The sequence below is a fragment of the Niveispirillum sp. SYP-B3756 genome (genome assembly GCF_009495745.1).
Lineage (GTDB): Bacteria > Pseudomonadota > Alphaproteobacteria > Azospirillales > Azospirillaceae > Niveispirillum.
Genome location: NZ_WIDQ01000019.1, coordinates 1 through 23,468, shown reverse-complemented (window position 1 = coordinate 23,468; position 23,468 = coordinate 1). Strand labels below are relative to the sequence as shown.

Here is a 23,468-nt window from a genome sequence, read left to right as displayed (position 1 = left end):
GGAAACCTGATCATGACCATGCGCACGCTGCCCACAGCGCTTCGCCCCCTTCGCCGCCGGCAGGCCGGCTTCACGCTGCTGGAAATGCTGGTGGTGCTGGTGATCATCGGCCTGCTGCTGGGGCTGGTGGGGCTGCGGCTGCTGTCCAACGTCGATCGCGGCAAGGTGACGGCGGCCACGGCCCAGGCCCGCGTGCTGAAAACCGCGCTCGACACGCTGTATCTGGATCTGGGCCGTTTCCCGACCAAGGCGGAGGGGCTGGCCCTGCTGGCCACCCAGCCGCGTGATGCGGCGGCGGCGCGGCGCTGGATGGGCCCCTATCTGGAAGGGGCGGTACCCAACGACCCCTGGGACCGCCCCTATCTTTATGAGGTGGATGCGGGCGGGCGTGTCGCCCGTGTTATCAGTCTTGGCGCCGATGGCAAGCAAGGTGGCAGCGGGGCGGACGCGGATATCGCCATCCCGCCCGCCCCATGACCGGGCTGGAGATCGCCTTCTTCACCTTGCTGGGGGCCTGTTTTGGCAGCTTCATCGCCGCCATGGCCTGGCGGCTGCCGCGCGGGGTGACGGTGTGGGGGCGTTCGGCCTGCCCCGCCTGCGGCCATGTGCTGGGCGTGGCGGACCTGTTGCCCGTGCTGTCATTCCTGCTGTCACGCGGGCGCTGCCGGCATTGCGGCGGGCGGGTGGCCGCACTTTACCCGCTGGTGGAGGCGGCAACGGCGCTGCTCTGGCTCGCCTGCGCGCTCTGGTCTGTCGATCCGGTGGAGGCGTTGTTGCGGGCATGGCTGGGCACGGCGCTGCTGTTCCTGGCCCTGGTGGATGCGCAATGGCACTATCTGCCCGATGCGGGTGTGGCGCTGGCGGGGCTGGCCGGGCTGCTCTGGCTTGGCTGGCAGGATGCGCCTTCGCTGTGGGCCGACCATCTAACGGCGGTCGGGCTTTATGGCGGGCTGGCCCTGGCCCTGCGCCTGTTGGTCAGCCGCTGGAAGGGGCGGGAGGCGCTGGGGCTGGGCGATGTAAAGCTGATGGCGGTGGCCGGGCTCTGGCTGGGACTGGCCGGCCTGCCCCCTTTCCTGATCCTGTCCGGGGGGGCCGGTATCTGCCATCTGCTGGCGGCCCGCCGCTGGGGTGGGGCCGAGGGGGAGGAGGCTGGCGATATTATCGCCTTCGGCCCCGCCCTCTGTCTGGCCCTGTTCGTCTTGGTTTTGGCAGGGCCGCTATTGTGATCAGCGGGCCGGCCGGAACTCCACCATCATCTGGTTGCGCGGGTGGTTCCAGTCGCCATGATAGGTCATCACCCAGCCTGTGCGATCCGCCACCGCCGCAAGATCGGCCTGGCTATGGCGGAAATGGGCATGGGAATGGGAGGTGGCGGGATTGGCGTGGGCGTTCTCCGCTTCAAAGAAGGTGGCGAAGAAACGCACATCACCGCTGATCCAGGCCCGCAGGCTTTTCAATGATCGCTCAATATCGGCCAGGGTCAGGTGCGTATAAAGCGACTGGGCAATGATATAATCCGGCTGTTTGGAAAAACGCTCAAACTCAAACCGGTCAGAGACGACGAATTCCGGCCGCCGGCGCAAATATTTCTCTGTGCCCAGCTCTTCTGCCACGCCCAGGATGATCAGCCCGATTTCCTTGTCCAGGCCCAGGTAATTGCCCTCATCCAGATAATCGATCAGCAGCCGGCCGGCGCGCAGGGAGCCGCAAGCAAAATCCAGCAGCACATGGCCGGGCTGCAGGCCGGCCTGGACCAGATAATCCAACTGTTTTTGACCAATCAGATCCCAGAAAGGACCATCGCCGCCGACATAGGCGCGATAACCCATGCTGCTGATCCCTTTCAGCCCCTCATCTCTGCTGGACATGGCTTTCCTCCCCGTTTCTGCCGGGGGACCATACACGACCGGGTGATATGGTCACAACGCCAGAGCTGTTTTCGGTTGTTCGGAAACAGCCGCTGAGGGCAGATTGGAGGCTGACGACCGCCAGCCCGCCGCCCGGCACTTGAGGCAAATTGATATAGTATTATTGCTGCCAGCCGACGCTCAGCCTGAAGGTGCGCGGGCGCAGCGGGGTGGTCTGGGGCCCGGCGGACAGGGTGAAGGGATTGCCATAGGCGAACTGGTTGGCGTCGCTGTCCAAAATATTATCCACCGCCAAACCCAGCGACCAGCCGTCGGACCAATCCAGTTTCATCCGTCCGTTCACCTGATTGACCGGGCCCTGGCGGATGGCGTTGCTGAAGGTCAGGTGGGTGCGCCCGGTATGGGTGTAATCCAGGGCGGCCAGCAGTTGGGCATCAGCGGCGACCCATCCTTTCCAGGAAAGGCTGGCACTGCCGCTGAGATGGGCGGCACCGGGAAGGCCGCCTTCCGCCCGGCCGGCAAAGGTGGGGGCAACGCGGGTCAGTTCCGGGTCGTTCAGGATCACGGTCGCATCCAGCCGCCAGGGGCCCAGATGCAGGCGGGGGGCGATCTCAATCCCGGTATTGCTGCCATCCCCGGCATTGGTGGTGACGGTCAGCCCGTCGGCGCGCAACTGATCGGTCTGGATGTTGCGCCAGCGCGCATGGAAAATGGCGGCATCCAGCGCCAGACGCCCCTGCCAGAGCGACAATTTGGTGCCCAGTTCATAATTCCACAGCTCATCGGTTCGGAAATGGGCCGCCCGATAATCCTCCCCGGATGTTGTCGCCGCCTCCTCGATATTAAGACCGCCGGGGCGATAGCCCTCCGTCATCTGGGCATAAAAGCTGGTACCCTCCCGAGGGTGCCAGGTCACGGCCAGTTTGGGTGTGTAATCCGTTTCCTTGGCGTAACCTTCCGTCTCGGCCACCGATGCGGCGGGGGCCAGGGCCTTGGCCTCCACCTCCTGCGCCACATGGAACAGGCGGCCGCCGGTCGTCAGGGTCCAGTGGGGGAGAAAGCGCCAGGATAGCTCCCCGAACAGGGCGGCTTCCTTCACCGTATCATCGCGGTCGCGCCGCCACAGGTCACTGCCAAGGGTGGCCGCCTTGGTCAGGCGGCGGCTGGATTGCGCCGTCTGCTGCGACAGGTGCAGCCCGCCCAGCCAGCGGATGGCAGCATCCTCATCATTCTCACTGCTCAGCCGGGTCTCATGGGTCCAAAGCCGGGATAATTGCGCCTCATGAAACAGGGCGGGCTGGGCGGGCAGCCCGGCCAGGGCCGGCACGGCCGTGCTGGCATCATAGAAACTGTCAATCTCGTGCCGCACAAAGGCGGTGGTGCTGTGCAGTTGGGCAAAGGGCAGGCTGCCGGTCAGGGTGACATGCGCCTCGTCGAAATCATTGTCATGCGGCTCTGCCAATTGCGCGGCGCGGGTGCAGCAACCGCGCCGCCCCTGAATATAATGGCTGTCATCGGTGTCGATCAGTTGATAGGTGCCGCCCAGCTCCAGCCGCCAATCCTCGGCCGGGATCAGGGTGAACAGGGCGCGGCCGCCCTGCATGTCGGTGCGGTCGATATTATGCCGGCCCGCCGTATCGATCACCCCGCCTTCCCGTTCCGCATAAAGCGCCAGCCGCATCCCCAGCCGGTCGGTCAGCAGCGGCTGGTTCAACACCGCCTCCACCCCGCCGCCGGGGGCACCGCTGCGGGTCAGGCTGCCATAAAGCCGGGCCTGGGCCGATTGTTCCGACAGGTCGGGGGCGGCCGGCACGATGCGCAGGATGCCACCGATGGAGCCACCGCCATAAAGCGTGCCCTGGGGGCCGCGCAGCACCTCCACCCGGTCCACATCGATCAGGTGCAGATGCGGGTCGGGCGCATTGTAATTGACCTTGGCATTGTCCAGATACAGGCCCACCGTCGCCTGGGTCTGGCCGGTGAAGGCGCTGTCGGACAGGCCGCGGATCGCCAGCTTGTTCCGCCCCGGCCCCAGATGCGTGCTGCCCACCCCGCCCAGCAGGGGCAGGGCGGCATCCGGATCAGACGTGCCAAGCCGGGCCAGATCAGCCGCCGTCAGCCAGCCCACAGAAACGGGCAGGCTGGCCGGATCGGCCCCGCGCTTGGTCGCCGTGACGATGATGGGTTCCACCGGCTCTGCGATATGCCGGCCCGCCGCTGGCAATGTATGTGGCGACGGCAAGGCTTCCAGCCGATAGGCACCGGGGCCGACCTTGCGGAAGCCCAGCCCCGTTCCGGCCAACATCCGGGTCAGCGCCTGTTCGGGCGTCAGCGGTCCGCTGGCACCGGGGCTGTGCCTTCCGGCCAGCGGCTGGTCACCACCGATGGAGATGCCGGCCTGTCGGGACAGGTCAGCCAGCGCGCCGCCTAAGGGACCGGCAGGCACGGCAATCCCCCCCTCGGCCGCCAGGGCCGGCGGGACGGTCAGCAGCAGGGCAAGGGCGAAAACCGGTGGAAGACGCAAAGCGGTGGGCCATCAGGGATGTTTGGAGAGCACGAAGCTATCACCCTGGCGCACCACCACAATAGGCAGCAACCCCTGCAGGGTGCCCAGCAGCACCGCCTGATCCGCATCCAGCCGCAGCACACCGGAAAAATGCAGCGCCGCCGCCGCCCCTTCCGCCCGCATGGGCAGCGGATAATGGCGGGACAGCTCGGCCAGCACCTGCGGCAGCGGCGCATTGTCAAAGGACAGGCGGCCTTGCGTCCAGGCGGTGGCGGCCTGGGCATCCACGGTGGTGACGGGGCCGGGGGGCTGGCCTTGCGCCGCGCTGATCTGCTGCCCCGGCGTCAGGCGGACCTTGGCCCCGCCTGTCTGGTCACCGACATCCACCAGCCCGCGCGTGACGGTGACCGTCACCGACCGGTCCAGGTGGCGGACATTGAAGGCCGTACCGACCACGGTGACCAGCCGTTCACCGGCCGCCACGGTGAAGGGGCGGGCGGCATCCTTGGCCACGTCAAACAGCGCCTCCCCCTGTTCCAGCACCACGGCGCGGTGATCGGCGGACAGGGCGACGCTTAACCGGGTGCCGCTGTTCAGGATGATGCTGGACCCATCGGCCAGTGTCACCGTGCGGCGCTGGCCCGGCGCGGTCTCAAACATTTCCGGGGGCGGGGTTGGCGTGTGGCGACCGGTCAGCGTCAGGGCCAAAGCGGCAGCGGCGGCCGCCGCACCGCCCAGGAACCAGCGGCGGGAGCGGTTGGCCGGGGCGGCGGGCTCAGCCTTTCGCCGGCTGGCCAGATTGATGATGCTGGCCGGTGCTTCTGCCGGCAGTGCCTCCACCTGCCGCCACAGGCTTTCCACTTGATCATAGGCGCGGCGGTGGCTGGGATCAGCCTCCAGCCATTCGGTGAAGGCCAGCCAGACCGCCTGATCGGCATCGCCCTGCAGGCGGGCGTGCCAGTCCGCCGCCTGTTCCAGGCGGGGATCAAGGGGCGTATCGGTCGGGCGGTTCACCATGGGGCGGCTTCTGGTTCGGGCTTTGTCCTGTTGACGTCACGGAAGGGGCGGTACCCCACCCGTCTGGATGAAATATTTTTCATTCAAGCCGGCGGCCCAGCCGTTTCAACAGGTTCTTCATCGCCGCCGCCATGTGTTTTTCCACCGCGCTGCGCGAAATGCCCAGGCTGGCGGCGACCTCCGCATGGGGGCGTCCCTGCAGCTTGTGCATTTCAAACACGCGCTTGCCCTGCGGCGGCAGTGCGTCGATGGCATCGCGCAGCAGGCGCAGTTCCTGCCGGCCGGATGCCACCTGTTCCGCCGTCGGGGCCTCGGCAATCGGTTCGGGGCCATCGACCAGGGCATTGGCGGACAGCCATTCCCCATCGCGGGCGGCGGCGCGCGATCCGCTGCGCTGCCGGTCAAAGGCCAGATTAAGCGCCATGCGGTTCAGGAAGGCCGGCACATTCTCCACTGCCTCCCCCCCGGCGGGCAGGGCGGCCAGCCTTTCATACATTTCCTGCACGATGTCTTCCGCCTCCGCCGCACGGCCCGTGCGCGCCGTCAGCAGCCGCAGCAGAAAGGCACGGTGTTCCAGATAGGCAGCGATCAGGGGCGGGGGCGGGGAAATGGCGTCAACCTGAGTTGGGCGAAAACTGACTTCCGATATAGCCCCCGCATCCCGCCCGATCAATGCGGCAGGTCATATCCGACACAGTGCAGAAAAATTTTGCCTTCGCACCTGCGGTCCGCTGCGGGCGGTGCCGTCATCCCCTTGAAGGCCGGTTGATCCGGCCAACCCAACCGGCGGAGCGACGCCTGTGATTGAAATGTTGATGCGCGATGAGGATGGGGTGCGCGGCCACCTGCGGTTCGATGCCGAACGGCTGGGCAGCCTGACCCGCTGCCGCCCGGCGGTCGTGGCCATCACCCACCATTTCGCCCCGGAGCGGCGGCGGGTGGAGGCGATGATCCGCCAGACCTATGCGCAGATTTATGGCGGTGACATTGCCGTCACCCACCCGATGTTGATGAGCCTGCGTGATGCCAATGACCGGATACTGGCCGGGGTCGGTTTCCGCCCGGCCAGCACCGGGCCGCTGTTCCTGGAAACCTATCTTGACCATCCGGTGGAAGCCCTGATCCCCGGTGGGCCGCAACGGCCTGCCATTGTGGAGATCGGCAATCTGGCCGCAGCGGAACCCGGTGCCTCCTATCTGCTGTTCATGGCGCTGGCCGCCTATCTGCACGGGCAGGGCTTTGAAAAGGCGGTGGTCACCGCCACCCGCCCCCTGCGCCGGCTGTTCCGCCATATCGGCTTTGATGCGCTGGAACTGGGCCGGGCCCGGCCGGAGCGGATCGGCCCGGCCGCCGCTGCCTGGGGCAGCTATTACGCCAATGACCCGCGTGTCGTCTGCGGCAATGTCGCCTTTGGCGCCGATTGTCTGGACCGCTTCCTGGCCGGCGATGCGCGCGAGGCGCTGCCGGCCCGTCCCACCTTTCCCCGTCTGCATCCCGCCGTCCCGGCGACAGAGGTGACTGCATGAGCCGCGTTCTTTCCGCCCTCCGGACCCATGCCCCGGATCAACCCGCCATCAATGACTGGACCTATGGGGCACTGGCCGGGGCCGTGGACCAGTTGGCCGCCGATCTGCACGGCATCATCGGTGATGGGCAGCAGCCCGTGGCGGTGGAGGCCAGTAATTCTGCCGCCTGGGCGCTGTTGGATCTGGCCCTGCTGCAACTGGGCGCACCGTCGCTGCCGCTGCCGGGTTTCTTCACCGCGGACCAGCGCCGCCATGCGTTGGGCGATGCCGGGGCCGGCTGGCTGGTGACGGACAAGGCGGTGCCGGGTGCAGTGACCCTGCCAGTGGGTGAGGAGATGCTCTATCTCCAGCGCCTGGGTCATGCGCCGGTCGCCTTGCCGGCCGGTACGGCCAACATCACCTATACCTCGGGCACGACGGGGGCACCCAAGGGTGTCTGCCTGTCCGCCGCCGGGCTGGAGCAGGTGGCCACCTCCCTGGTGCAGGTGATAGGGGCCGATTATGCCGGCCGGCATGTCGCCATCCTGCCTTTGCCGGTGCTGCTGGAAAATGTGGCGGGGCTTTACTGCACGCTGCTGGCCGGCGGTCATTATCTGGCCGTGTCCCCCACCACGCTGGGGCTGGAACAGCCGTTCCAGCCGGATTTCGCCCGGCTTCTTGCTGCCCTTTCCATCCTGCGGGCCAACAGTATCATCCTGGTGCCGGAACTGCTGCGTGGCCTGATGGCGGCGATAGCCCAGGGCGGGCGCTTCCTGCCCGATCTGCGGCTGGTGGCCGTGGGTGGGGCGCGGGTGGCACCGTCCCTGCTGGCCCAGGCCGGCATGTTGGGCCTGCCCGTCTATCAGGGTTATGGCCTGTCGGAATGCGGGTCGGTGGTGGCGCTGAACACGCCTGCGGCCAACCGGGTCGGCAGTGTTGGCCGCGTGCTGCCGCATCTGCACCTGGAGATTGACCCGGCCACGGGGGAGGTCAGCCTCAACAACCATGCCTTTCTGGGTTATGTCGGCGGCGCGGCCGCCCCCGCCCGCATCGCCACCGCCGATCTGGGCAGCCTGGATGGTGACGGTTTCCTGTCCATCCAGGGCCGGTCGCGCAATGTCATCATCAATAGTTTCGGCCGCAATATCGCCCCGGAATGGGTGGAATCCGAACTGACCGCTCAGCCGGAAATCCTGCAGGCGGCGCTGTTCGGCGATGGGCGGGCGGATCTGACGGCGCTGATCGTGCCCAGCCGGTTCGGCCAGGATGCGGCAGCCCTGTCCCTGGCCGTGGCGCGGGCCAATGGGGCCTTACCGCCCTATGCCAGGGTCGCCCGCTGGCAGGCGGTGGCCGCCTTCACGCCCCTGAACGGGCAACTGACCGCTAATGGCCGGCCGCGCCGCGATGTCATCGCCGCCGCCCATGCCGCCCTGCTTTCCCCGGATGAGGATGAAGCCCCCATGCCCCAACCCTTCTTCGACCGTCTGGTGACGGAGACGGAGCCGGCGCGTCTGGCCCTGCTGTCCGTACCGCAGATCCAAGATGGCCTGACCGGGCGGATCAGCCTGGACACCTATATCGCCTATCTGACAGAGGCCTATCACCATGTGAAACACACCGTGCCGCTGATGCGCGCCGCCCGCGTCGCGCTGCGTCCTGACCAGACATGGCTGATCCCCGCGCTTGATGAATATATCGAGGAGGAGGAAGGGCACGAGGAATGGATCCTCAATGATATCCGCCATGCCGGCGGTGATGCAGAGGCCGTGCGTCATGGCACGCCGCGCGCGGCCACCCAGGCCATGGTGGACACAGCCTATCGCTTCATCCGGGAAGAGAATGCGGCCGGCTTCTTCGGCATGGTCTATGTGCTGGAAGGCACTAGCACCGCCATCGCCACCCATGGGGCGGAGGCGGTGCGCAAATCCCTGAACCTGCCGAAAAGCTGCTTCACCTATCTGACCAGCCATGGGTCGCTGGATATCCAGCATATGGAATTCTTCCGCACGCTGATGAATCAGGTGATCGATCCGCGCGACCAGCAGGCGATCATCACCATGGCGAACTGCGTCTTCGGTCTGTTCGCAGACCTGTTCCGCGCCATCCCCCACAGCCGCCCGTCGCAAGAGGTGCGCCATGTCGCATGAGGAAAGCCTGGAAGGGCGAACCGTCCTGGTCACCGGCGGGGCCGGTGGCATCGGGTCGCCCCTGGTCAGCCTGCTGCGCAACCGGGGCGCCCAGGTCACCACGCTGGGCCGGGGGGAAATGCCGGGCCGGCATATCCGTGCCGACCTGTCGACCCCGGCCGGCATCGCGCTGGCCGCCGAACAGGCCCGGCTGCTGGCCCCGCAAATGCTGTTCAACATCGCCGGCCGGCAATATTTCGGCCCGCTGGAGGGCCAGCACCCCGCCGATCTGGCGGCCGATTATCTGGTCAATCTGGTGGCGCCGGTGACCCTGGCGCAGGCCGTGCTGCCGATGATGAAACAGCGGGGCCATGGCCATATCGTCAATGTCGGCTCCGTCTTCGGTTCGATCAATTTCGCGCATTTCGCCGGCTATTCCAGCGCCAAGGCCGGGCTGAAAGGGTTCAGCCAGGCCCTGCGGCGGGAGGTGCGGGGAACCGGCATCACAGTTTGCCATGTGGCACCCCGCGCCGTGCGCACCGGCTTTAACGGGCCGCTGGTGCAGCGCTTTGCGGAATTGACCGGCATGACATTGGATGACCCGATCCATGTTGCCCGCCGCATTCTGTCGGCCGCCCAGACGGGCAAGGCCGAAACAATCATCGGCTGGCCGGAAGCCTTTTTCACCCGCCTGAATGCCCTGTTCCCCGGTCTGGTTGACCGGGCGCTGGCCGGCAATGACGCCAAGGCCGCCGGCCTGTTCACCCATCCGACACCCAGTGTCGCCACCACTACCCCGATCCGGGAGGAAAACCATGCGCGTTGACAAGAAACTGATCCTGGCCACCCTGTCCCTGCTGCTGGCCGGCTCCGCCGCTGCGTCGGCCGATCCGGCCCTGGATGCCCGGATCGCCGAGCTGCAAAGCGGCTGGGCCCATGTGAAATATGAGGTCAAGGGCGAGGAGGCGCAGCTTTCCGGCATGGAGGCGCTGGCCGCGCAGGCGAAAACGCTGGTCACCAGCTATCCCGGCAAGGCCGAACCGCTGGTCTGGGAAGCCATCATCCTGTCGTCGGAGGCCGGCATCAAGGGCGGCATGGGGGCGCTTTCGCTGGTCAAGGAAGCCCGGACCAGACTGGAAAGTGCGGAGAAAATTGACGCCACCGTGCTGGATGGCTCCGTCAATACCTCGCTCGGCAGCCTCTATTATCAGGTGCCGGGTTTCCCCATCGGCTTTGGCAGCGACAAGAAGGCAAAGGCCTATCTGGAAAAGGCGCTGGCGCAAAATCCCGACGGGATTGACCCCAACTATTTCTACGGCGATTTCCTGTTCCGCCAGGGGGATTATGCCAAGGCCCGCGACGTGTTGAACCATGCGCTGGCGGCGGCCCCCCGTCCGGGCCGTGAAGTCGCCGATGCCGGCCGGCGGGAGGAAATCAAGGCGGTGCTGGCCCAGGTGGAAACCAAGCTGGCGAAACGCTGAAGGGGCAGGGGCGAGAAAACCGGGAGAACCACCATTTTCCGGCCTGTATAGGCGCCGGGCCCTGGTGACAGGGGCCCTCAGGTCGGGTGACTTGCCGCCGGGACCGGTGCCGGATGCTGCCCCCGCTGGCGCCTGGTATGATCCCTTATCGCGCTTGAACCATGGCTGCCCATCGGCCGCATCCGGATGCAGCAGACGCTTGCCCACGGGATAAAGGAGGCTTATCGACTGGGTGAAGAGACCTGTCAGGGTTTCATCGGCGGGGGCCGTCTCTATCCCGCCGTCAACCGTTATGCGCCGGTATTGTGGGAAGGCACGCCATGATAGTACGCAAATTCCGTCGGGCACTGACCCTGACAGCGGCCGAGCGGCGGCTGGCTGTTGAAGCCTTTGCCCTTCTGGCGTTCGTCCGGGTTGTGCTGGTCCTGCTGCCCTTCCAGCGCGCCACGCAGCGGCTGGGGCTGCGGCTGGATCGGGGGGGCGTGCTGCAGGAAGAGGACGGGGGTGCAGTGGCAATTCCGTCGGTACTCCTTGTCAGGGATGCTGTGCGCCGCGCCGCCTCGGTTGCTCCATTTCGGGCCGTTTGCCTGCAACAGGCTTTCGCAGCGGCCCTCATGCTGCGTCGCCGTGGCCATGGGGTCCAGGTGCATTTAGGCGTGGCAAAGGATGGGAGCGGCAACCTTACCGCCCACGCCTGGAGCCTGTGCCAGGGAACAATGGTCACCGGCGGGGAACAGATGCCCCGCTTTCGTCCGATTTCGGTGTTCGTGACCTGAGCGCAGCCCCCACAACCTGACAGAGACGCATCCACCCGACGGGCTCCCCAAGCCTAACCTTTGCAATCCAACGGGTTGCCGCCGGCCATCGCCGCTGCCTTGCCGGATTGCGCCATGGCAGGCGGAGGAGATTTTGCGTTCCCTCAGGCACCCTTGGCTTACGCGCCCATGGGGGTGCTGAGCCGGCGGTCGCCGGCCTCCAAGCTGCCGGAGGCAGCGGCAGGCGCGTTGGGGAACGGCGCTATGCTTGATAGCCCGCCCTGACAAGGGGACGGCTTGTTCTAAATTTTGTATGTGAGAAGTTATTTCCATATATGATATATCGGGTGACCAGCAATAAGCGGAGCCCGTGATGAAGGTGATTATCTGCGAACAGGCTGAAAATTTGTCGCAGGATAACACCAGGAACCAGAGGGCATGAACCGGCGGCGCTGCCGCTGCGGCCCACCCGTCTGAACGGGGAGGCGGCCCATGTATTGAAAATCATCGCCATTGTTGATTTTCCCCATGCAAAAAAGAGCCAGGAGACGGCCGTTATGTCAGGAGAGGAAAAGTCCGGGATTGCGGGGCATGGCCCGGCACCCTTCATTACCAGCGGCTATCGCTGGGGCTTTGCCCTGGTGGTCAGCCTGTTTTTTCTGTGGGCACTTGCCAACAACTTTAACGATATTCTGATCCGCCATTTCCAGAAAGCACTGGGTCTGGACAGGATGCAGGCGGGTTTCATCCAGTTCGTTTTCTATATCGGCTATTTCGTCATGGCCTTGCCGGCGGGGCTGGTGATGCGGCGGTTTGGCTATAAGGCGGCTATCATCACCGGCTTGAGCTTTTATGCAGCGGGTGCCCTGCTGTTCCTGCCCGCTTCTTATGTTCAGACCTATGGCCTGTTCCTGACGGCCTTGTTCGTTATTGCGGCCGGTGCGGCCTTTCTGGAAACGGCCGCCAACCCCTATATCGCCGCCTTTGGTGACCCCAGCCGGGCCCCGCAGCGGCTTAATCTGGCGCAATCCTTCAACGGGTTCGGTGCCTTCATCGCCCCCATCATCGGCGGCGTGCTGATCTTCTCCGGTGTGGAACACACACCAGAGGCACTGGCCGCCATGGCACCGGCCGATCTGGCGGCCTATCGTGCCATGGAGGCGGCGACGGTGCGGCTGCCCTATACGCTGCTGGCCGGGGTGGCGGGTTTCATCGCTTTGGCGGTGATCCTGACCCGGCTGCCCAAGGGCGATATTGAACAGGGGGCGGGGGAGCCGTTCGGCCAGCAGGTGCGCCGCCTGTTGTCCCAGCGCAGCCTGGTCATGGCGGTGGTGGCCCAGTTCTTCTATGTCGCCGCCCAGGTGGGCATCTGGAGCTACTTCGTTGATTTCGTGAAGGATGCCCTGCCTTCAGTGCCGGAAAAACAGGCCGCCTTCATGCTGTCGGCCAGTCTGGTGATGTTCATGATCGGCCGCTTTGTCGGCACCGGGTTAATGACCAAGGTGGCACCGGCCAAACTGCTTGGCGTTTATGCCGTGATCAACGCGCTGCTGTGCGCGGTGGCCTCCTTTGCCCCCGGTCCGGTGGCTGTCGGCGCGCTGATGCTGACCAGCTTTTTCATGTCGGTGATGTTCCCCACCATTTTCGCACTCGGTATCGACAAGCTGGGGCCGCTGGTGCCGTTGGGCTCTTCCTTCATCATCATGGCCATCATTGGCGGGGCTATCTGCCCGCCGTTGATGGGCTGGGTGGCGGTGGCGGCGGGCACCATGCAGATGGCCTTCCTGCTGCCGCTGCTCTGTTTTGCCATTGTCGCGCTGTACGCTTTCAGGCGTCCGTAAAAAGCAAAAGGGCCAGACTGGGGTCACGACATAAAAGGGGCGAAAAACCACGCTAAGGGGGCAAACCAGGAATAAGACCAAGAGCCATGTTCCATGGCTCTTGGCATATACGGGCAACTTGGACAGTGATCGTCAAAGGACCGTTTTCTGGACGGGGGATTTCGGCATATGGCGTCGATAGCTCACGGAGCGTGATGAGCAGAATTTTTGTCGAAGTATCAATAAAAATATCCGTTTAAATAACTTGGCTCTTCCAGAATTCCGGTTTGATGACGGAAGCCTGCGCCAATATTTTGATTTTTATCAATAAGATATGATCTGAACGATGGGCCATCACCCGGGAATTCGGTAAAATTCTTGCATAATGCGTCACAAAATAGCCATTTTGATTCAATTGCAATTAAGTTAGTGTTATTTTAGTATTTTTAACCATAGCTTAGCAAGCGAAAGGGTCTATAATGAGCACCATTGCTACCGCTGGCGGAAACAGCCTACTGCTCACCGGCAATGCGACAGGACCTGTCATTGTTATCCTGAACAGCCAATCTGGACGTACCAGCGTCACCGAAAGCGGACTGCCGGTGACCATAAACGGAAGCAGCACCACGCTGAACCAAGTCTCCGCCTCCGGAATGACGGGCGTTGGCGTGGATGTAACCGGGACCACGAACGATGATCAGCTTATCGGCGGTTCGGCAAACGACACACTGCGCGGGGCAGACGGCAACGACACGCTGACAGGTGCCGACGGTGCTGACCGCCTGATTGGTGGTTTCGGCGACAATACACTTTATACTGGTTCTGGCGCTGACATTGTCGTGGCCGGAAATTATATAACGTCGTCCAGCTTTCTAAAAACAACGGCTGTCGACACGGTAATGGACTTCGATGTAAAACAAGATCGCATAGATGTATCAGCGTGGGGTATCAGCAGCTTCGAAGCACTAAAATATATAATGACAGCGACAGTCAACAATCAAGGATCATCTTTAAAATTCATTAGCGATAGCGATGCGCAATACATTATTTTAACAAACACACAACCAAATAACATCACATCTGCGAATTTTATATTCGACAACGACCCCGCTGGGCTTACAATCAGTGGTGGTAACAATAGCGACTACTTGTTTGGCACCCTGTATGCCGACCAGATCAATGGTGGCGGGGACGATGATCAACTCTTCGGTGATTCTGGGAATGACCGGCTGAGTGGGGGAAGTGGCGCGAACACGATCTATGGTGGTGCCGGTGCCGACACTATCGTTGCCGGCTATTATGCCAGCTCGTCCAACTTTTTGAGGACGACGGCCATTGACACCCTGATTGATTTCAATGTGTCAGAGGATCGTATTGATGTTTCGGCCTGGGGTATCAGCAGTTTCGACGCCTTGAAGGTAATCGCGGCAAGCACATCTGACAATCTGGGTATCACGCTCACTTATATCCTTGATGACGATCAGCACCAGATCGTATTGCCGACGGTGCGGTTGGAGCAATTGCAATCGACAAACTTCATTTTTGCGACAACGGCGAACGCCACCAATTCCAGTGGTGACGCAAATATCGATTACCTGTTCGGATCGCTTTTGGGCGATACATTGAAAGGTGGTGCAGATACAGACGTGCTGTATGGCGACGCCGGTGACGACCAGTTGACCGGCGGGGCCGGCAGCGACACGATATTCGGCGGCAGCGGCACTGACATTGCCTTCTTCAGCGGGGCATATAGCGAATACACGGTCACCACGGAAGGAACACGGACCACGGTCGTGCATAACAACCGCGGTACCGATGGTACCGACATCCTGACCGGGGTGGAGAAGCTGCAATTCCTGGATCAGGCGGTTGCGGTGGCCGTGACGCGCGATCAGGCGCGGCAAATGCTGCTGAACGGCAACGCCGTCGATCCGACGCCGGCCACCGGCGGGTTCGGCCTGCAATGGTCACTGGCGGGCACGGGTGCCGGCGACGTCATCATCGGGACATCAGGTAATGACCTGATCAATTCCTTGGAGGGCAATGATGCCGTCCAAGCCGGCGATGGTGCCGATATCATTGATGGCGGTCGCGGGTCGAACTTCCTCAGCGGCAATAGCGGTGGTGACCGGTTCTTCGTTGATGGACGCGGCGCGTCGGGTGCGGCCGGCACCAGCGTCTGGAGCACCATCACCGATTTCTCCAAAGCGGCCACCGAGAATGTGACAGTATGGGGCTGGGTTGCTGGCACCAGTCGGGTACTGGTGACGGACCCTAATGGCGGTGCCGACGGCTTTAAAGGTGCCACCTGGCACATGGACCTGAATGGCGATGGCAGCATTGATGCCAGCGTCACCCTGACCGGGCTGACAAATGCCGACGTCGTACAACAGATCGGCATTGTGGAGACCAACGGTTACTTCCAACTCGCCTCCGTTGGCTGAGTCTAACCCGTGTCCGGCTTTACTGCATGGCCTGGTGCCTGTCTGCAACCGGTTCAGCGGTCCCCTCGCGCCCCGTGACGGGGGAAACGCCGCCTTGGCAAGGTGAGGGGTTTCGTAAGCGTCCCGCGCCCGAAACCCCTCACCAAACCTGGAATCCGCCTTTCATCACGCCCTGTCCATCAAACCGAGGTTTGCTGGACAGGGGAGAGCCATTCTTGATTTGTCCCCTTGGCGTGGTTTTTCGCTCTTTCTATGTCGTGACCCCGACCGCCGCCGGTCTGGCCCTTCCTTCATCAACCTTGCCAGCCTGATCAGACCGGGGCGATGACGACCTGTTCCTGTTCGCCCAGCCCCTGAATGCCCAGGCGGATACGGTCACCGGGGGACAGGTATTTCGGCGGCTTCTGGCCCAGGCCGACACCGGGCGGGGTGCCGGTGGTGACAATGTCACCGGGCTGCAGGCTCATGAACTGGCTGAGATAGGAGACGATGAAGCCCGGCTTGAAGATCATCGTCCGGGTGGAGCCATCCTGATAGCGCTGGCCATTGACCTCCAGCCACATGGACAGGTCGCCGGGATCGCCCACCTCGTCCGCCGTCACCAGCCAGGGGCCGATGGGGCCGAAGCTGTCGCAGCCCTTGCCCTTGTCCCAGGTGCCGCCCCGCTCCAACTGGAAGGCGCGTTCCGACACGTCGTTGCAGACGAAGTAACCGGCAATGGCAGCCGCCCCGGCCGCTTCATCGACATAGCGGCATTCGCTGCCGATGACGAAGGCCAGCTCCACCTCCCAATCCAGCTTGGTGGAATGGCGCGGCTGGATCACCGGATCATTGGGGCCGGACAGGGCGCTGGCGGCCTTCATGAAGATCACCGGCTCCGCCGGCACCGGCTGGCCGCTTTCCGCCGCGTGGTCGGCATAGTTCAGGCCGATGCACAGGAACTTGCCCGGCCGCGCCACACAAGCGCCATAGCGCTCCACCTTCTCCACCAGCGGCAGGCTGGCCGGGTCGATGGCGGCAATGCGGGCGAGGGCGGCAGGGGTGACGGTGGAACCGTCAATATCAGGCACTACGCCCGACAGGTCGCGGATGCTGCCGTCTGCGGCCAGCAGGCCCGGCTTTTCAGCGCCGACAGCGCCATAGCGAAGCAGTTTCATGATGGTTCCCTGGGGGATTGTTGTGATGCGACCAAACTGTCGAAGGTCAAACCTTCGACAGTTTGGAGGCTGGCGACCGCCAGCCCGGCGCCCGTGCGCCGTGAGCCAAGGGCGCGGATGCGCCCGCCCGGCACTTGAGGGAAAGCGTAAATCCCAAGAGTCATGCCCCATGACTCTTGGGGTCAATTGGTCCAGCCGCCATCGATGACATGGGCATGACCGGTGGTAAAGCTGCTCTCGTCCGAGGCCAGATAGAGCGCCAGGGCGGCGATCTCCTTCGGGTCGCCGACGCGGCCCATCGGCTGGCGCGCGGTGAAGCTGGCCCAGGCGGCTTCATAGTCACCCGTGGCGCGCAGCCGTTCATGCAGGGACGGCGTATCGACCGTGCCGGGGCAGATGGCGTTGACGCGGATGCCCTTGGTGACGAAATCGGCCGCCACCGCCTTGGTCAGGCCCAGCACGGCGGCCTTGGAGGCACCATAGATGAAGCGGTTGGGCACGCCCTTGATGGAGCTGGCCACCGACGACATGTTGATGATGGAACCGCCGCCGCGCTCAATCATGCCGGGCAGGAAGCTGCGGATCATGCGGAACATGGCCGTGACATTGACGTCGAACGACAGATCCCATTCCTCGTCCGTGCATTCCAGAATATTGCCACCCGTCACCACGCCGGCGCAGTTGAACAGCACGTCGATGCCACCGATCTCCTTCAGGGCGGCGGTAATATCGGCCGGGTCGCGCACATCCAGCCGCCGCGTCCGGCAGCCGGTCAGGCTTGCCAGGGCGGTTTCATTGATGTCGGTGGCCCAGACAATGGCCCCTTCGGCGGCGAACATTTCCGCCGTGGCCCGGCCGATGCCCTGGCCGGCGGCGGTGATCAGGGCGGTCTTTCCCGCCAGTCTTCCCTTATGGCTCATCGTCGGTCACATCGTTGCGGTTCAGCGGGGAAAGCAGCCGGGCCCGGAAGGCTCAAAGCTCTTATAGGTCAGGATGAATTCGCGGTGGCCCATGGCCTCCGATTTGGTTTCGGCACCAGCGGCCACCGCCTCCACCAGGGTGACGATCTCCGCTCCCACACTGTCCAGCGTGGCCGATCCGTCGAAAATGGCACCGGCATTGATGTCCATATCCTCCCCCATCCGCTGCCAGGTTTCCGGGTTACCAGTAACTTTGATCACGGGTGCTATGGCGGAACCCACCACCGAGCCGCGCCCGGTGGTGAACAGGGTCAGGTGGGCGCCGCTGGCGATCATCTCCACAATCTCCGCATTGTCGGAAATGTTGGGAAAGCCGAAGCGTGGCTCGCCATCGGGTACGACATCCATCAGATAGAGGCCGGGGGCGGTGGGCTGTTCCGGCGGCTTGATCACGCCAACAATGGGCCGGCTGCCGGATTTCACATAGGCCCCGGCCGATTTCTCTTCCTGCGAGGACAGGCCGCCTTCGGCATTGCCGGGGGCGAAACTGCCAAAGCCCATGGTGCGGTAATAGGTTTCGGCCTTGGCGATGGACGCGACGATGGCATCGGCCACATCGGGATTGGCGGCGCGGTGGGCCATGGGGCCTTCGCAGCCGATCATCTCCCCCGTCTCCTCAAAGATGCAGGTGGCACCGGCATCGACCAGCAGGTCGAAGGCGCGGCCCACGGCGGGGTTGGCGGTAATGCCGCTGGTCCCATCCGATCCGCCGCAGATGGTGCCCACCACCAGATCGGACAGGGCCAAGGGCACGCGCACCTGATTTTCCGCCATCTGCGCCTTGATCCGGGTAACGGCGGCACGCCCGTCCGCAATGGCGGCGCGGGTGCCGCCGGCCTGCTGGATCACCACCGTTTCCACCGGGCGGCCATTGGCCGCTGCATGGGCGGCCAGCCCTTCCCGGTCAAAGCTTTCGCACCCCAGCGACAACAGCAGCACGCCGCCGACATTGGGATGGGCGACCAGCGCCTTCATCATGCGCTTGGCATAATCATTGGGGTAACAGCCGGGGAACCCCACCAGATGCACCTGCGGATCGTCGGTCAGATCGACGATGCGGCGGGCCGTGTGATGGGCGCATTCCACCAGATAGGCCACAATCAGCACATCACGGATGCCCTTGCGCCCATCGGGCCGCAGATAGCCTTGCGCGTTCATGACGCCCCCTTAGCCCTTGGCCGCATCGCGCAGATGCGCGCTGATATAATCGCTTTTCATATTGTGCATATGAACCCAGTCGCCGGCCTTCACCGGTGCCGTCATGGAGCCGATGGCGGCGCCATATTTGATCACTTTGGTCCCCGCCGACAGGTCTTGCCGGGCCAGCTTGTGGCCCAGGGCCACGCGCTGGGCCGCCACGATATCGACGCCATCGACCTGGATAGGGTCGCCTGCTTCCACCGTGCGGCAGCAGACAACCACATTGTCATCACCATGCAGCAGGATCACCGCCGGTGCCATCATGCCCCCTCCAACCTGTAAATTCTCATGGCATTGCCGCCCATGATCGCGGCCCTCGCTTCCGGGGACAGCCGGGCCAGGAATGTTCGTGTCAGTTTGTGCCAGTGGTCATAGGGGGCCGCCAGTTCCAGCACCGGCCAGTCACTGCCCCAGATCAGCCGCCTGGGGCCGAACAGGTCCAGCAGGGTGCCCATCCGGTCCAGCACGGCCGCATCATCGGCCCCCGGCACAATTTCCGTCAGCAGGCCCGACAGTTTGCAACTGACATTCGCAAAGCCGGCGGCGGCCACCATGTCGGTGTGCCAGTCCGGCAACGGGCCGGCCCCGATCGGGGCCTTGGCCCCATGGTTGATGATGATGCGCAGATCGGGATAGCGGCGTGCCAGTTCCGGCACACAAGCCAGTTGCGCCGGCGTCACCAGCGCATCAAAGGCCAAGCCAGCGGCTTCCAGTGCTGCCAGGGCGGGCGCACGGCCAGGCGCCAGAATCCAGGCCGGATCATCCAGATCCTGCAGCATCGGGCGGATGCCGACAAATTTCGCCAAGCCCCGCCGTCGTTTGATCTGGTCAGCGGCATCCGGCGCGTCCAGATCGATCCAGCCGACGACGCCCTTGATCCAGGGCGTGGCGGCGGCCAGCCCCAGCATATAATCCGTCTCCCCCGCCGTGGGGGCCGCCTGGATCAGGATGGTGCCGGCGATGCCGGCCGCATCCAGCAGGGGCCGCAGGTCGGCGGGCAGAAAGGGGTGGTAGAGGCCGGTCAGGGCCGGGGTCAGCCAGCCATAATCCCCACGCGCCGGATCCCAGAAATGCTGGTGCGCGTCGATGATGCTCATGGGCAGGACGCCCCCGTCGGCACGGGCGCGTCGGCGCGCAGCAGGCCGGATGCCCGCAATTCCACCCAGAGGTCGGGTGGGATCGGCGTCTGCCGCAGCGCCGCGATGGCCTGCACCCTTTCGGGACAATCCAGGCCGGGAATGACGCTGGAAACCTGCGGATGGGCCAAGGCGAATTGCAGGGCAGCCGCGGGCAGCGGCACGGTGTGGCGGGCGCAGATATCCTCTATCCGACGCACACGTTCCACAATCTCCGCCGCTGCCGGCGCGTAATTATAATGGCCGATAAAGGGCCCGCGCGTGCCGGTGGCCAGGATGCCGGAATTGAAAACCCCGCCCAGCGTCAGGGTGATACCGCGTTCGGCGCAGACCGGCATCAGCCGGTCCAGCGCCCCCTGTTCCAGCAGCGTATAGCGGCCGGCCAGCAGGATCACATCCAGATCGGCCAGGGACAGGCAATCCAGACAGGCCTGCAGCTCATTCACCCCGATGCCAAAGGCGCTGATCGCGCCTTCCGCGCGCAGCCGTTCCAGGGCACGGAAACCGCCGCCTTGGGTCAGTTGCCCCAGCATCGCTTCATGGGCGTCACCATGGGTCTGGCGGCCAATATCATGGACATAGAGAATATCGATCCGCGCCAGCCCCAGGCGCTGCAACGACGCCTCCCACGAGCGCAGGATGCCATCATGGCTGTAATCATAGACGGGGCGGAAGGGCAGGGCGGAGCGGAAGCCATGCCGTTCCGCATCATCCTGCACGCTGCCATCCGGCGCCAACAGGCGGCCGACCTTGGTGGACAGCACAATATCCTGGCGCCCCCGCACCGCATCGCCCACCCGCCGTTCCGACAGGCCGAAACCGTAATAGGGGGCGGTGTCAATATGGGTCAGCCCGGCATCCAGCGCCGCGGCCAGGGTGGCGCTGGCCTGTGCCTCGGCCACCGGGCGATAAAGATTGCCCAGCGGAGCAGCGCCAAAGCCGATTTCCGGGACACGCAGGCGGGTGCGGCCGATGGGGCGGGTGATGGGCGCCATCAGACCTCTCCCGCACGGTCAGGATGCTGGGAGAGGTCGAAGATCGGGCGCATCGGCCGCCATTTCTCCCCCGCCCTCGCCTGGGGCAGCGGTTTTTGAAAGCGCCACATCAGGGCTTCCCAGCGCGCCGCCCCTTCATCCAGGGCGGGCGGGGTGGGGCGGGGATAATCATCGGCGACCTCTGCCACCATGACCATGCGGTCATCCACCCGCCAGATTTGCATCTCCTCAAACCCGGTGGCGCGGATATGAGATAGCACCTCCGGCCAGACACTGCCGGGTTCATGCATCCGCTCATACTCTGCGATCAATGCCGCATCGGCCACAAGGTCGAGCGCTAAAACCAGCCGGCGGGTCATTGCCCACCCCCATCACGCAATTTTTCCATGCGCGTTTACCTCCCTGATGGCAGGGATTATCGCTTATGAAATTATAATCTCAAATAAGAAAATAGAAGCCGCTCAAGCCTGATGGCCCAGGGCGGCGGAAATCTGTTTGGCGGTATCGCCCAATTCCTGCCGCGCCGCCGCCAGCCCCACCTTCTGCGACCCGTCCAGCATCTCCATGAAGGGGATGGTCAGGGCGGCCATGATGTCGCCGTTGAAGCCGAAGATCGGCAGGCTGATATCCGTCACGCCAAAGGCAACGGGGCTTTTGCGGCTGTCGAACCCCTGTTCGCGCACATTGGCCAGGGTCTGCGCCAGGGCGGCGCGGTCACAGCCGACGCCCTGGGTCGCCTCCGCCCGTTCGATCAGGTGGGCGGTGCGGGCCGGCGGGGCGAAGGCCAGCAGCACATGGCCGGAACAACTGTGCAGCAGGTTGACGGCGGCACCGACCTTCAGGGCAAAGCCGCGTGTGCCCGGATTCTCCTGCCGGGCGATCACCAGGCCCTGGCCGCCATTGGCAACCACCAGATGACAGGATTGCCCCACCGTTGCCGCCAGCCGTTCCATCGGCATCAGGGCGGCGGCGATCAGATTTTGCGACGGGGTGGCGCGCAGCGCCACATCCAGCAGCTTGTAAGCCACCGTATAGCGATCCGTCGTCTCTGATTTCTGGAGATAGCCTTGCATCTCCATGACGATGACAATACGGAACAGCTCTCCGACGGAGCGGCCCAGGATCGCCGACATCTCACTGATCTGCATTCCGCCGGGCCGATCTGCCAGCAGTTCCAGGATTTCAAAGGCCTTTTCCAGGGCGGGAGCCGCGTAGGTGCCTTTCAATCCGGGGCGAGACATGGGTGATCCTTTCAAGCGGGCCGGCCGGCTGCCGGCCCCAAATCAATGCCGATGCAAAGCCATACACCGGCCGCGCACGGTTTTGAAGGCGGGCGGAAAAGCCGCTGAGGATAGAATCCACCGCCTACATGCATTGTTTCAACAGAATTGAAATGTCAGTATTCTGAGCAAAGTAGAAATGTCAGTGTTGGGGTGGACCGGGTAACGGAGCCGTGGGCGCAGTGGACCGGCCCACCCCAACATTTGCCGGTTTTGCCTTGGCCGAAGCATGTTTGTCCGCAGCTCCGGGCCGACCGCGCCGCTTGCCTGCGCGCTTTTCGTAGTGGTTGCGTTCGCTGATGCTCTTGACCGTCGGTGCCGGCATCGCGTCCTGCATCTGCTTCACATAAGCCAGGACCTCCGACAACCGCTTGTTCTCCACGATCTCGGCCTGCGTCACGCGCTGGTTCTTGTCAAAAATCGTGTAGGGCAGGGCACAACCCTGCCAGCGAAACTCCAACCGGCCATCAGCAAAGTCGTAGCTATCGACGTATTGCCCTACCAAGCCCCGCGTAACCTCATTCTCCACCAGCATCACCCGCTGGCGTTCATACGACAATGTCAGTTGCCGACCGACATATCGACGCTCGCGAACACACAGAATGTCCTGTAACCGCCCATCGTCTATCGTCAAGGGCCGGTGCATGTTATCGGCGCTGGCAGGGGCCACCGCGAACCGTTCGTTGAACTGAGCCATGAAACCCGGCAGAAACGCATTGCCAGCCTCCAGGCTGTCTATCCCCGCCAGGCGCAGTTCCTTGACCAGCCGGTCCTGCAAAGTCCGGTTCGCTCGCTCGACCCGGCCCTTGGCCTGGCTTGAGTTCGCACACAGAATCTCAATCCCCAGTTCCGCCAGCGCCCGGCCAAACTGCGTCATCCCCTGGCCACCCTTGGCATCCTTCCGGGCCACCCGGAAAACGGTGTGCTTGTCCGAATAAAAAGCCAATGGCCGCCCATGGTCGCGCAAATAGGCCGCCAAAATCTCGAAATAGCTGAAGGTACTCTCCGAGACCACAAACCGCAGCGCCATCAGCCGGCCCGTCGCGTCATCCACAAACACCAGCAAGGTGTAGGGCGGCCCGCGGTCCTCAAACCAGCGATGCTCGCTCCCATCAATCTGTACCAACTCACCCAGGCATTGCCGCCGAAGGCGCGGGCGGTGAAATTGACGCCGCTGTGCCTTTGTGCGCCACAGACC

At 63.9% G+C, this 23,468-nt stretch carries 22 protein-coding genes; 9 read left to right on the top strand and 13 right to left on the bottom strand.

Annotated features, from left to right (window positions below):
• The first annotated feature begins 12 nt into the window (after positions 1 to 12).
• Both gspG and GE253_RS22585 read left to right on the top strand, forming a co-directional pair.
• Complete coding sequence (gene gspG, locus GE253_RS22590) at positions 13 to 477, top strand: type II secretion system major pseudopilin GspG (RefSeq protein WP_211101552.1); 465 nt, start codon at positions 13 to 15, stop codon at positions 475 to 477.
• Positions 474 to 1,226, top strand: a complete 753-nt coding sequence (locus GE253_RS22585) for an A24 family peptidase (RefSeq protein ID WP_153206408.1) — start codon at positions 474 to 476, stop codon at positions 1,224 to 1,226. Before gspG ends, GE253_RS22585 begins: the two co-directional genes overlap by 4 nt.
• On the opposite strand, the gene GE253_RS22580 is transcribed toward GE253_RS22585, so the two are convergent.
• The 4 genes from GE253_RS22580 to GE253_RS22565 all read right to left on the bottom strand — a co-directional run bounded on the left by GE253_RS22580 (position 1,227) and on the right by GE253_RS22565 (position 6,064).
• A complete protein-coding gene (locus tag GE253_RS22580) occupies positions 1,227 to 1,868 on the bottom strand; it encodes a class I SAM-dependent methyltransferase (RefSeq protein ID WP_153206407.1) in 642 nt (213 codons plus the stop codon). It abuts the gene before it with no gap.
• Between the two features lie 160 nt (positions 1,869 to 2,028).
• Positions 2,029 to 4,392: a TonB-dependent receptor gene (locus tag GE253_RS22575; protein WP_153206406.1), complete on the bottom strand. Its 2,364-nt coding sequence runs from the start codon at positions 4,390 to 4,392 to the stop codon at positions 2,029 to 2,031.
• Positions 4,393 to 4,404: 12 nt separating this feature from the next.
• Positions 4,405 to 5,391: a FecR domain-containing protein gene (locus GE253_RS22570; RefSeq protein WP_153206405.1), complete on the bottom strand. Its 987-nt coding sequence runs from the start codon at positions 5,389 to 5,391 to the stop codon at positions 4,405 to 4,407.
• Between the two features lie 79 nt (positions 5,392 to 5,470).
• Positions 5,471 to 6,064 (bottom strand): RNA polymerase sigma factor, encoded by a 594-nt coding sequence (locus GE253_RS22565; RefSeq protein ID WP_153206404.1) that lies wholly within the window; start codon positions 6,062 to 6,064, stop codon positions 5,471 to 5,473.
• 136 nt (positions 6,065 to 6,200) lie between these two features.
• Between GE253_RS22565 and GE253_RS22560 the strand changes: the two genes are divergently transcribed.
• The 7 genes from GE253_RS22560 to GE253_RS22530 all read left to right on the top strand — a co-directional run bounded on the left by GE253_RS22560 (position 6,201) and on the right by GE253_RS22530 (position 15,522).
• A complete protein-coding gene (locus GE253_RS22560; RefSeq protein WP_247878820.1) occupies positions 6,201 to 6,917 on the top strand; it encodes a thermostable hemolysin in 717 nt (238 codons plus the stop codon).
• Positions 6,914 to 9,043, top strand: coding sequence for an AMP-binding protein (locus GE253_RS22555; RefSeq protein ID WP_153206402.1), 2,130 nt, complete (start codon positions 6,914 to 6,916; stop codon positions 9,041 to 9,043). Before GE253_RS22560 ends, GE253_RS22555 begins: the two co-directional genes overlap by 4 nt.
• Positions 9,033 to 9,848, top strand: coding sequence for an SDR family NAD(P)-dependent oxidoreductase (locus tag GE253_RS22550; RefSeq protein ID WP_153206401.1), 816 nt, complete (start codon positions 9,033 to 9,035; stop codon positions 9,846 to 9,848). The genes GE253_RS22555 and GE253_RS22550 overlap by 11 nt, the downstream gene beginning before the upstream one ends.
• Positions 9,838 to 10,503 carry a tetratricopeptide repeat protein gene (locus tag GE253_RS22545; protein WP_153206400.1) on the top strand — a complete coding sequence of 222 codons (666 nt, stop codon included), beginning with the start codon at positions 9,838 to 9,840 and terminating at the stop codon, positions 10,501 to 10,503. The genes GE253_RS22550 and GE253_RS22545 overlap by 11 nt, the downstream gene beginning before the upstream one ends.
• A 320-nt stretch (positions 10,504 to 10,823) precedes the next feature.
• The gene (locus tag GE253_RS22540; RefSeq protein ID WP_153206399.1) at positions 10,824 to 11,279 is read left to right on the top strand and encodes a lasso peptide biosynthesis B2 protein; all 456 of its coding nucleotides are present in this window, start codon (positions 10,824 to 10,826) and stop codon (positions 11,277 to 11,279) included.
• Positions 11,280 to 11,815: 536 nt separating this feature from the next.
• Complete coding sequence (fucP, locus tag GE253_RS22535; protein WP_153206398.1) at positions 11,816 to 13,099, top strand: L-fucose:H+ symporter permease; 1,284 nt, start codon at positions 11,816 to 11,818, stop codon at positions 13,097 to 13,099.
• 458 nt (positions 13,100 to 13,557) lie between these two features.
• A complete protein-coding gene (locus tag GE253_RS22530; RefSeq protein WP_153206397.1) occupies positions 13,558 to 15,522 on the top strand; it encodes a hypothetical protein in 1,965 nt (654 codons plus the stop codon).
• A gap of 311 nt (positions 15,523 to 15,833) precedes the next feature.
• Here GE253_RS22530 and GE253_RS22525 read toward each other — a convergent pair whose 3' ends face one another.
• From GE253_RS22525 to GE253_RS22485, 9 genes are all read right to left on the bottom strand, one after another.
• Positions 15,834 to 16,679 (bottom strand): fumarylacetoacetate hydrolase family protein, encoded by an 846-nt coding sequence (locus tag GE253_RS22525; RefSeq protein ID WP_153206396.1) that lies wholly within the window; start codon positions 16,677 to 16,679, stop codon positions 15,834 to 15,836.
• Between the two features lie 182 nt (positions 16,680 to 16,861).
• Positions 16,862 to 17,599: an SDR family oxidoreductase gene (locus GE253_RS22520; protein ID WP_153206395.1), complete on the bottom strand. Its 738-nt coding sequence runs from the start codon at positions 17,597 to 17,599 to the stop codon at positions 16,862 to 16,864.
• 21 nt (positions 17,600 to 17,620) lie between these two features.
• Complete coding sequence (locus tag GE253_RS22515) at positions 17,621 to 18,817, bottom strand: UxaA family hydrolase (protein ID WP_153206394.1); 1,197 nt, start codon at positions 18,815 to 18,817, stop codon at positions 17,621 to 17,623.
• 9 nt (positions 18,818 to 18,826) lie between these two features.
• Complete coding sequence (locus GE253_RS22510) at positions 18,827 to 19,123, bottom strand: UxaA family hydrolase (protein WP_153206393.1); 297 nt, start codon at positions 19,121 to 19,123, stop codon at positions 18,827 to 18,829.
• A complete protein-coding gene (locus GE253_RS22505) occupies positions 19,120 to 19,956 on the bottom strand; it encodes an amidohydrolase family protein (RefSeq protein ID WP_153206392.1) in 837 nt (278 codons plus the stop codon). The genes GE253_RS22510 and GE253_RS22505 overlap by 4 nt, the downstream gene beginning before the upstream one ends.
• A complete protein-coding gene (locus GE253_RS22500) occupies positions 19,953 to 20,990 on the bottom strand; it encodes an aldo/keto reductase (RefSeq protein ID WP_153206391.1) in 1,038 nt (345 codons plus the stop codon). Before GE253_RS22500 ends, GE253_RS22505 begins: the two co-directional genes overlap by 4 nt.
• On the bottom strand, positions 20,990 to 21,349 hold the full coding sequence (locus GE253_RS22495; RefSeq protein WP_153206390.1) for an L-rhamnose mutarotase: 360 nt from the start codon (positions 21,347 to 21,349) through the stop codon (positions 20,990 to 20,992). The genes GE253_RS22500 and GE253_RS22495 overlap by 1 nt, the downstream gene beginning before the upstream one ends.
• Before the next feature lie 102 nt (positions 21,350 to 21,451).
• Positions 21,452 to 22,231 carry an IclR family transcriptional regulator gene (locus tag GE253_RS22490; protein ID WP_153206389.1) on the bottom strand — a complete coding sequence of 260 codons (780 nt, stop codon included), beginning with the start codon at positions 22,229 to 22,231 and terminating at the stop codon, positions 21,452 to 21,454.
• Positions 22,232 to 22,412: 181 nt separating this feature from the next.
• A partial coding sequence (locus tag GE253_RS22485; protein WP_348770935.1) for an ISNCY family transposase occupies positions 22,413 to 23,468 on the bottom strand: 1,056 nt, incomplete at its 5' end.

Coding starts and splice junctions, on each gene's coding strand:
- GE253_RS22545 (WP_153206400.1), top strand. CDS start 9,838: ATGCGCGTTGACAAGAAACTGATCCTGGCCACCCTGTCCCTGCTGCTG.
- GE253_RS22585 (WP_153206408.1), top strand. CDS start 474: ATGACCGGGCTGGAGATCGCCTTCTTCACCTTGCTGGGGGCCTGTTTT.
- GE253_RS22555 (WP_153206402.1), top strand. CDS start 6,914: ATGAGCCGCGTTCTTTCCGCCCTCCGGACCCATGCCCCGGATCAACCC.
- GE253_RS22520 (WP_153206395.1), bottom strand. CDS start 17,599: ATGAGCCATAAGGGAAGACTGGCGGGAAAGACCGCCCTGATCACCGCC.
- GE253_RS22510 (WP_153206393.1), bottom strand. CDS start 19,123: ATGATGGCACCGGCGGTGATCCTGCTGCATGGTGATGACAATGTGGTT.
- GE253_RS22515 (WP_153206394.1), bottom strand. CDS start 18,817: ATGAACGCGCAAGGCTATCTGCGGCCCGATGGGCGCAAGGGCATCCGT.
- GE253_RS22560 (WP_247878820.1), top strand. CDS start 6,201: ATGTTGATGCGCGATGAGGATGGGGTGCGCGGCCACCTGCGGTTCGAT.
- GE253_RS22495 (WP_153206390.1), bottom strand. CDS start 21,349: ATGACCCGCCGGCTGGTTTTAGCGCTCGACCTTGTGGCCGATGCGGCA.
- GE253_RS22500 (WP_153206391.1), bottom strand. CDS start 20,990: ATGGCGCCCATCACCCGCCCCATCGGCCGCACCCGCCTGCGTGTCCCG.
- GE253_RS22580 (WP_153206407.1), bottom strand. CDS start 1,868: ATGTCCAGCAGAGATGAGGGGCTGAAAGGGATCAGCAGCATGGGTTAT.
- GE253_RS22550 (WP_153206401.1), top strand. CDS start 9,033: ATGTCGCATGAGGAAAGCCTGGAAGGGCGAACCGTCCTGGTCACCGGC.
- GE253_RS22540 (WP_153206399.1), top strand. CDS start 10,824: ATGATAGTACGCAAATTCCGTCGGGCACTGACCCTGACAGCGGCCGAG.
- GE253_RS22490 (WP_153206389.1), bottom strand. CDS start 22,231: ATGTCTCGCCCCGGATTGAAAGGCACCTACGCGGCTCCCGCCCTGGAA.
- GE253_RS22525 (WP_153206396.1), bottom strand. CDS start 16,679: ATGAAACTGCTTCGCTATGGCGCTGTCGGCGCTGAAAAGCCGGGCCTG.
- GE253_RS22505 (WP_153206392.1), bottom strand. CDS start 19,956: ATGAGCATCATCGACGCGCACCAGCATTTCTGGGATCCGGCGCGTGGG.
- gspG (WP_211101552.1), top strand. CDS start 13: ATGACCATGCGCACGCTGCCCACAGCGCTTCGCCCCCTTCGCCGCCGG.
- GE253_RS22530 (WP_153206397.1), top strand. CDS start 13,558: ATGAGCACCATTGCTACCGCTGGCGGAAACAGCCTACTGCTCACCGGC.
- GE253_RS22570 (WP_153206405.1), bottom strand. CDS start 5,391: ATGGTGAACCGCCCGACCGATACGCCCCTTGATCCCCGCCTGGAACAG.
- fucP (WP_153206398.1), top strand. CDS start 11,816: ATGTCAGGAGAGGAAAAGTCCGGGATTGCGGGGCATGGCCCGGCACCC.